At 67.8% G+C, this 7756-nt stretch carries 5 protein-coding genes; 2 read left to right on the top strand and 3 right to left on the bottom strand.

The window, feature by feature from the left end; genetic code table 11:
• Positions 1-140 precede the first annotated feature (140 nt).
• Positions 141-941 carry a UDP-2,3-diacylglucosamine diphosphatase gene (locus V3B64_RS18055; protein ID WP_032129692.1) on the bottom strand — a complete coding sequence of 267 codons (801 nt, stop codon included), beginning with the start codon at positions 939-941 and terminating at the stop codon, positions 141-143.
• Positions 938-2653 carry a lysophospholipid acyltransferase family protein gene (locus V3B64_RS18050; RefSeq protein ID WP_329914631.1) on the bottom strand — a complete coding sequence of 572 codons (1716 nt, stop codon included), beginning with the start codon at positions 2651-2653 and terminating at the stop codon, positions 938-940. The genes V3B64_RS18055 and V3B64_RS18050 overlap by 4 nt, the downstream gene beginning before the upstream one ends.
• A 336-nt stretch (positions 2654-2989) precedes the next feature.
• On the opposite strand from V3B64_RS18050, the gene metK reads away from it, so the two are divergent.
• Positions 2990-4201, top strand: a complete 1212-nt coding sequence (gene metK, locus V3B64_RS18045) for a methionine adenosyltransferase (protein WP_012510070.1) — start codon at positions 2990-2992, stop codon at positions 4199-4201.
• Positions 4202-4339: 138 nt separating this feature from the next.
• Positions 4340-4846, top strand: a complete 507-nt coding sequence (locus tag V3B64_RS18040; protein WP_049399791.1) for an acyl-CoA thioesterase — start codon at positions 4340-4342, stop codon at positions 4844-4846.
• Between the two features lie 32 nt (positions 4847-4878).
• On the opposite strand, the gene ppc is transcribed toward V3B64_RS18040, so the two are convergent.
• Positions 4879-7590 (bottom strand): phosphoenolpyruvate carboxylase, encoded by a 2712-nt coding sequence (gene ppc, locus V3B64_RS18035; RefSeq protein ID WP_329914633.1) that lies wholly within the window; start codon positions 7588-7590, stop codon positions 4879-4881.
• Between the last annotated feature and the right edge of the window lie 166 nt (positions 7591-7756).

The raw sequence follows: 7756 nt of genomic DNA, 5'->3' as shown, positions 1-7756 counted from the left end.
CTGGCCAGAAAGCTGGCCAGGATCGCCTGGGGTGTCTTCAAAAGCGGCCGGGACTTCGATCCGGCCATGCTGAAGGTGGGTCAAGCCTGCTTCCAGCAGGCTTGACCACGAACATAGGATCTCGACTCTACAAGAGTGGGTCAAGCCGCTTGCTTGATGCGCGCGCCCGGCAGTTCCACCAGGGTCTGGCCATTGTGGTCGAGCAGGCGCAGCGCGCCATCATGGTCTTCGGCCAGCGCGGTCAGGCTCTCCACCCAGTCGCCGTCGTTGGCATAGACCAGGCCATCGCGCTCGATCAGCGCCGCGCGGTGGATGTGGCCACAGACGATGCCATCCAGTCCGCGCCGCCGCACGTCGTCCAGCCCGGCCTGCACGAAGCGTTCGATGTAGCGTTCGGCCGCACCGCTGCGCTTCTTCAGGAACTCCGACAGCGACCAGTAGCGCATCCCCAGCAGCCGCCGCACCGCATTCAACGCCTGGTTGCCGGTCAGGATGCGGTAGTACAGCCAGTCACCGAACTTTTCCTGCAGGCCACCGAAGTGGGTCACGCCGTCGTACTCGTCCCCATGCGCAACGAGCAGGCGACGGCCATCGGCGGTCACATGGATGGCGCGACGGCGCACCTGCATCGCTGGCAGCATCAGCCCGCACACGTGGCGCAGTGACGCGTCATGGTTGCCGGGGATGTAGACGATCTCGGTTCCGGCACGGCGCAGCGCGTGCAGGGCCTGGATGACTTCGCTGTGCGACTGGCGCCAGTTGGCGCGGCGATGCGCCATCCACCACAGATCGATGATGTCGCCCACCAGGTACAACCGTTCGCAGCGCAGCTGCGAGAGGAACCGCGCCAGCTCGGTGGCATGGCAATGACGTGACCCCAGGTGCACGTCGGAGACGAACACTGCGCGCCGGTGCGGCGACAGGTTCGCCAGCGCGCTCATGCCGGCGCCCCCGCGTCGCGCAGGTAGCGTTTGCGCTTGTTCGGCCTGATCGCGCACAGGTCCACTTCAATCAGGCCGTCGATCGAATCACTGAAGTCCGGGTCGACACCGAAGGCAAGGAAACGGGCGCCACCGGGTTCGCACAGATCGGTGTACTGGCGATACAGCGTCGGCACGCCGGTGCCGAGTGCGGCCAGGTTGGCCTTGAGCACGTCGAACGCGGCACCTGCATCCAGCTCGCCGAAACTTGGCGGCGCGGCGAAGTACTGGAACGGGCGGTTCGATTCGGCCAGGCCGGCGGTACCGCTGTAGTAGCGCTGGTAGTACGCCACCAGCTGCTCGCGTGCATCGCGTGGCAGCGCTGCGCTGATCGACACGGCGCCGAACAGGTAGCGGATGCCGGGCCGGCACTGCAGGTAGGCGCCGATGCCCTGCCACAGGTAGTCCAGGCTGCGGCTGCCCCAGTAATCAGGCACCACGAAGCTGCGGCCCAGTTCCAGGCCTTCGGCGATGTGGGTGATGGCGTCGTCGGAATAGCGGAACAGCGACGCGCTGTAGAGCCCGGACAGGCCGTGCCGGGCCAGCGCGTGAGCACCACGCATGATCCGGTAGGCGCCGGCGATGCGCTGCGCGGCCGCGTCCCAGATCACGATGTGTTCGTACCGCGGATCGTAATCGTCCAGATCGCGGCTGCGCCCGGTGCCCTCGCCTACCTGGCGGAAGGTCAGCTCGCGCAGGCGCCCCAGCTCCAGCAGCAGCGGCGAATCGGCGGTACAGGTCGCCAGCAGGATCTGCTTGCCATCGGCGGTCTGGCCCAGCTGGGTCGACGCGGCAATGCCGGCGGCCACCTGCGAAGGCGGCACCGGGGCCGCCAGCGGCTCGGGGCCTGCGCAGGCTGCGGGATTGCCGGCCGCGCCAGTGCGGCCCAGCGCATACAGCGCGCGGCGTACCGCCAGCAGTTGGGCGCCCGGGTCGCCGCCCTTGCCCAGCTGCATCGGCTCGCCGATGCGCAGCCGCAGCGGACGGCCACGACGGGTGAACATCTCGCGCGCCAGCAGCGCGGTGCCGGCCGGCTTGAACAGGGTCGAGGCGCCGTAGAACAGCGCCGAGTTGCGCGCCTCCACACGCACCGGCAGCACCGGTGCGCCGGCCGCGCGGGCAAAACGGACGAAACCGCGCTGCCAGCGGCCATCACGGATGCCGCGCAGCGACAGCCGCGAGACCTCGCCGGCCGGGAACACGATCACGCACTGCTCGGCGGCCAGTGCTTCCTCGACGGCATGCAGGCTGCCGCGCTGGGCCTTGCCACCGAGGATGCGCACCGGCAGCAGCAGGTCCTGCAGTGGCGCGATCGCCCCCAGCAGGTCGTTGGCCACGATCCGCACGTCACGGCGGATGCGGCCGACCGCGTCCAGCAGGGCGAGGGCGTCCAGTGCCCCGGAGGGATGGTTGGCGACGATCAGCAGGCGGCCGGTGGCCGGGATCCTGGCCAGCGCGGCCGGGTCCACCTGGTACTGACCGTCGATGAACTCCAGGCCGGCGGCGACGAAGCCGAAGCCACGCAGGCCTGAGCTGCGCTGCAGGAAGGCTTCGATCTGGTCCAACCGCGACCAGCGACCGACGCTGCGCAGCAACGGCCGGGCCAGTTGGCCCCGGCGGCCATGGAACCAATCGGGGAAGCGTTGCTGGAGACGCTGTTCAAGTTCCTGCATGGCGGATCCACTCATGCCCGGCGGCCGGATTGGCCGACAGCCTGCGCCCGGCAGGCGGCAGCCAGATGGCGGTTTTGGGGCAGAACGATGACGGCTGGCCGGTCCTGGGGCGGGCGAAGTGGCCCGCGCAGTCGGGGCCGGTAGCCGCCCGGTGCGTTGTCACGCTGGTGGAACACTGGGCCTCGAGGCTGAGCCCCAATCCCGGCCGGACGGCCCCTGCCGGGCCTACGCGGGCTTAACCACCGGCAACCGGTACAGGTTCACAATGCACAGGCGGCGCACCCCGTGTATCATTCGCGCCCATCTTTCCATCCGAATCAAGGGATATTACGCCTGATGTCCAGCTATCTCTTCACCTCCGAGTCGGTCTCCGAAGGCCATCCGGACAAGGTTGCCGACCAGATCTCCGATGCGGTGCTGGACGCGATCCTGACCCAGGACCAGCGCGCCCGCGTGGCCTGCGAGACCATGGTCAAGACCGGTGTTGCCATTGTGGCCGGTGAGATCACCACCAGCGCCTGGATCGACCTGGAAGCGCTGACCCGCAAGGTCATCGTGGACATCGGCTACGACAGCTCCGACGTCGGCTTCGACGGCGCCACCTGCGGCGTGCTGAACCTGATCGGCAAGCAGTCGCCGCACATCGCCCAGGGCGTGGATCGCAAGAAGCCGGAAGAAATGGGCGCTGGCGACCAGGGCCTGATGTTCGGCTATGCCACCAACGAGACCGACAGCTACATGCCGGCCGCGATCCACCTGTCGCACCGCCTGGTCGAGCAGCAGGCCAAGATCCGCAAGAAGAAGAACTCGCCGCTGTCGTGGCTGCGTCCGGACGCCAAGAGCCAGGTCACCCTGCGCTATGAAAACGGCGTGGTCTCGGCCATCGACGCGGTGGTCCTGTCGACCCAGCATGCCCCGGGCATCAAGCAGAAGGACCTCATCGAGGCCGTCCGCGAAGAGATCATCAAGCCGGTGCTGCCGGCCAAGTGGCTGCACAAGGGCACCAAGTTCCACATCAACCCGACCGGCAAGTTCGAGATCGGCGGCCCGGTGGGCGACTGCGGCCTGACCGGCCGCAAGATCATCGTCGACACCTACGGCGGCTGGGCCCGTCACGGTGGTGGCGCGTTCTCCGGCAAGGACCCGTCCAAGGTCGATCGTTCGGCGGCCTACGCGGCCCGCTACGTCGCCAAGAACGTGGTTGCCGCCGGCCTGGCCGACCGTTGCGAAGTGCAGGTTTCCTACGCCATCGGCGTGGCTGAGCCGACCTCGATCTCGGTCACCACCTTCGGCACCGGCAAGATCAGCGACGACAAGATCGAGAAGCTGATCCGCAAGCACTTCGACCTGCGCCCGTACGGCATCATCAAGATGCTGGACCTGGTGCACCCGATGTACCAGCAGACTGCGGCCTATGGCCACTTCGGCCGCAAGCCGAAGGAGTTCAGCTACCTCAACGGCGAAGGCGAGACCGTCAACGCCACGGCCTTCTCCTGGGAGAAGACCGACCGCGCCGCCGCCCTTCGCGCCGATGCGAAGCTGAAGTAAGAAACACGAAGGGCCGCGCAAGCGGCCCTTCTGCTTCTGGTAGAGCCGGCCGCTGGCCGGCTTTTTCATGGCCTCCGGAAACAATCGCGTGGTTGCCGGCCAGCGGCCGGCACTACCGGTTGCCGATACAATCGCCCCATGTCGACCGAACTGAAAACCCACCAGCTGTCCATGACCGTGCTGATGTCGCCGGAGATGGCCAATTTCTCCGGCAAGGTCCACGGTGGCGCCATCCTGCGCCTGCTCGACCAGGTCGCCTACGCCTGCGCCAGCCGTTACGCCGGCAGCTACGTGGTCACCCTGTCGGTGGACCAGGTGATGTTCCGCCAGCCCATCGCGGTGGGCGAGCTGGTCACCTTCCTGGCCTCGGTGAATTACACCGGCACCTCGTCGATGGAGATCGGCATCAAGGTGGTGGCCGAGGACATCCTCAAGCGCAGCGTGCGCCATGCCAACAGCTGCTTCTTCACCATGGTGGCCGTGGATGAGGAAGGCCGGCCAACGCCGGTGCCGTCATTGCAGCCGGTCACGTCGGACGAGAAGCGCCGCCAGGCGGCCGCATTGATCCGCCGCCAGCTGCGCCAGGAAATGGAGCAGCGCCATCTGGAACTGCTGGCGTCGAACCCGCCGTCGCCGGAAGAGTGAGGTAGTGCCGGGCCATGCCCGGCGGATGCGGATCAACCGGTGTTCTGCACACCCTGCGAAACACCGTTCACGCAGGCCACCAGCGCGCGCAGCAGGTCTTCATCCTCGCGCCCGCTTTCGCGCCAGCGCTGCAGCAGATCCACCTGCAGCACGCTGATCGGATCAACGTAGGGATTGCGCAGACGGATCGACAGCGACAGCCGCGCATCGTGGTCGAGCAGCGTCTGCTGGTCCATCAGCGCCAGCAGCCAGTGCCGGGTCAGTTCCAGTTCGCGCTGCACCTGCGGGAAGAAGCGCCCGTGCAGGTCGCCCGACAACAGCGAGAACTGCTCGGCAATGGTGATATCCCCCTTGGACAGCACCATCGCGATGTCGTCCAGGAAGGTACGGAAGAACGGCCAGTCACGTGCCATCTCGCGCAGGGTCTGCTCGTGACCAGCATCCACCGCCGCCTGCAGGCCGCTGCCCACGCCGTACCAGCCGGGAATGACGGCACGCGCCTGGCTCCAGGCGAACACCCACGGAATCGCGCGCAGGTTGCCCAACGCCGCGTCCTGGCCGAGCCGGCGCGACGGACGCGAACCCAGCGTCATGCGCTCGATCACGTCGATCGGCGTGGCCGTGCGGAAGTAGTCCATGAAGCCAGACTGGCCGACGAAGGCGCGGTACACCTCGCTGCTGGAGCCAGCGACCACATCCATCACCGGTCGCCACTCATCCTCGCGGGGTTCGGCAGCCCGCGGGCGGAGGCTGGCGCGCAACACCGCACCCGTAGCCTGTTCCAGCGAGCGCAGCGCCAGCGCACGGATGCCGTATTTGCGATGGATCACCTCACCCTGCTCGGTCACCCGCAGTCGGCCATCGATGCTGCCGCGCGGCGAAGCATCCACCGCGTGCGTGGTCTTGCCGCCACCGCGGCTGATCGAACCACCACGGCCATGGAAGAAGGTCAGGCGGATGCCGGCCTCGGCCGCCACCTCCAGCAGTTCCACCTGCGCGCGTTGCAGGCCCCAGCGCGAAGCAGCGATGCCGCCGTCCTTGCTGCTGTCCGAATAGCCCAGCATCACCATCTGCACGTCATCGCGTGCATGCAGGTGTGCGCGGTACACCGGATCGGCCAGCAGGTCGCGCAGGGTCGCGGTGCCACGCTTGAGGTCGTCCACCGTCTCGAACAGCGGCGCGATATCCAGCGGCACCGAACCGCCCTCTTCCACCAGGCCGCCACGGCGTGCCAGCGCCAGCACGGCCAGCACGTCACTGCGGTCGTGTGCCATCGAGATGATGTAGCTGCCCAGCGCATCGCCACCATGGCGCGCACGCGCATCGGCCAACGCCGCAAATACCGCATCCAGACGCTGGTTGCCTTCGTCGTCGCCCTTCGGCAACGGCGCGTCACCACCGGCATGCGGCGCCAGCAGACGCGCACGCCCCACGGCATCGAGACTGTCCCACGCTGCGTCGCCGCCCAGCACGGTGGCCAGCGCGCGCGCATGCACGCTCGATTCCTGGCGCACGTCCAACCGCGCCAGATGGAAACCGAACGTCTTCACCCGCCACAGCAGGCGCTGCACGGCGAAGCCACCGGCATGTTCGCCGCGGTTGGCGCGCAGGCTGTCGAGGATCAGCTGCAGATCCTCGATCAGTTCATCAGGACCGGCGTAGGCGCCTACGCCGTCATCCAGTGTGGCCTGCAGGCGTGCACGCATGCGGTCATTGAGCAGGCGGTAGGGCATGTCGGCATGGCGTGGGCGCGACTGCACCTGCGGCAGCAGCTGCTGGTAGTGTGCCACCCGTGCCTGCAGCGCATCGCTCACACCCACCCGCTCGGTGGACTGGCTGAGCAGGCTGGCCAGCTGCAGCAGTTCCTTCTGGTAGCGCGCGAGCACCGCCTGCCGCTGCGCATCCAGAGTGTTGCGGATGGTGGTGGCATCCACGTTCGGGTTGCCGTCCATGTCGCCGCCCACCCAGGTACCGAAGCGCAGCAGGCGCGGCAGCGGCAGTTCTTCGCCGTAGGTATCACGCAACGCCTGCTGCAGCGATTCGTACAGCACCGGAATCACCCGGTACAGCACCTGCACCAGATAGAAGCCGACGTGCTCGCGCTCGTCATCGACGGTGGGCCGCACCGGCGAAGAATCGGTGGTCTGCCACGAAGCGGTCAATGCCATGCGGAAGCGCGCGGCATCGGCGGCGGCCTCACCCGGCGTGCGCTGGCCGTCGAGGTTGTCGACCAGGCTGGCCACCATCAACTGCTCTTTTTCCAGCAGCGCGCGGCGTACCGCTTCGGTCGGGTGTGCGCTGAACACCGGTTCGATGTCGATGCGTGGCAGCCACTGCGCCAGCTCGTCCAGGCCCACACCCTGCGCCTTCAGGTGCTGCAGTGCATCCTGCAAGCCATCGGGCTGCGCCCCTGCGGTACCGGCGCGCTGGTAGTCACGGCGACGGCGGATGCGATGCACGCGCTCGGCGATGTTGACCACCTGGAAGTAGGTGCTGAAGGCCCGCACCATGGTTTCGGCCTGCTGCGGCGTGCGCCCGGCCAGGCCATCGGCCAGCTCCGACAACGGCGCCTGGTTCTCGCGGCGGGCGATGGCGCGGGTGCGCACGTCTTCCACATCGTCGAGGAAGGCGGCGGAGACCTGTTCAACCAGCAGGTCGCCAACCAGCGCGCCGAGCCGGCGCACGTCATCGCGAAGCGGAAGATCGGGGGAAGCAAACTCGATGCTGCTGCGGTACTCGTTCATCGGCGACGCACAGGCCTCGGTCAACGGATCCAGACCCCAAGCCTAAACCAGAACGGGCATCGTGCTGCGATGCAAAAATGGTTTCATCTGGTAGTGCCGGGGGGGGGGGGGGGGCCCCCCCCGCGCGGGGGGGGGGGGGGGGGGGGGGGCGCGGCGCCCCCCCCCC

The sequence above is a fragment of the Stenotrophomonas sp. SMYL86 genome (assembly GCF_036320025.1).
GTDB lineage: Bacteria > Pseudomonadota > Gammaproteobacteria > Xanthomonadales > Xanthomonadaceae > Stenotrophomonas > Stenotrophomonas maltophilia_A.
Note: the sequence above shows the minus strand (reverse complement) of the source record. Positions and strands in the feature narration are given on the sequence as shown.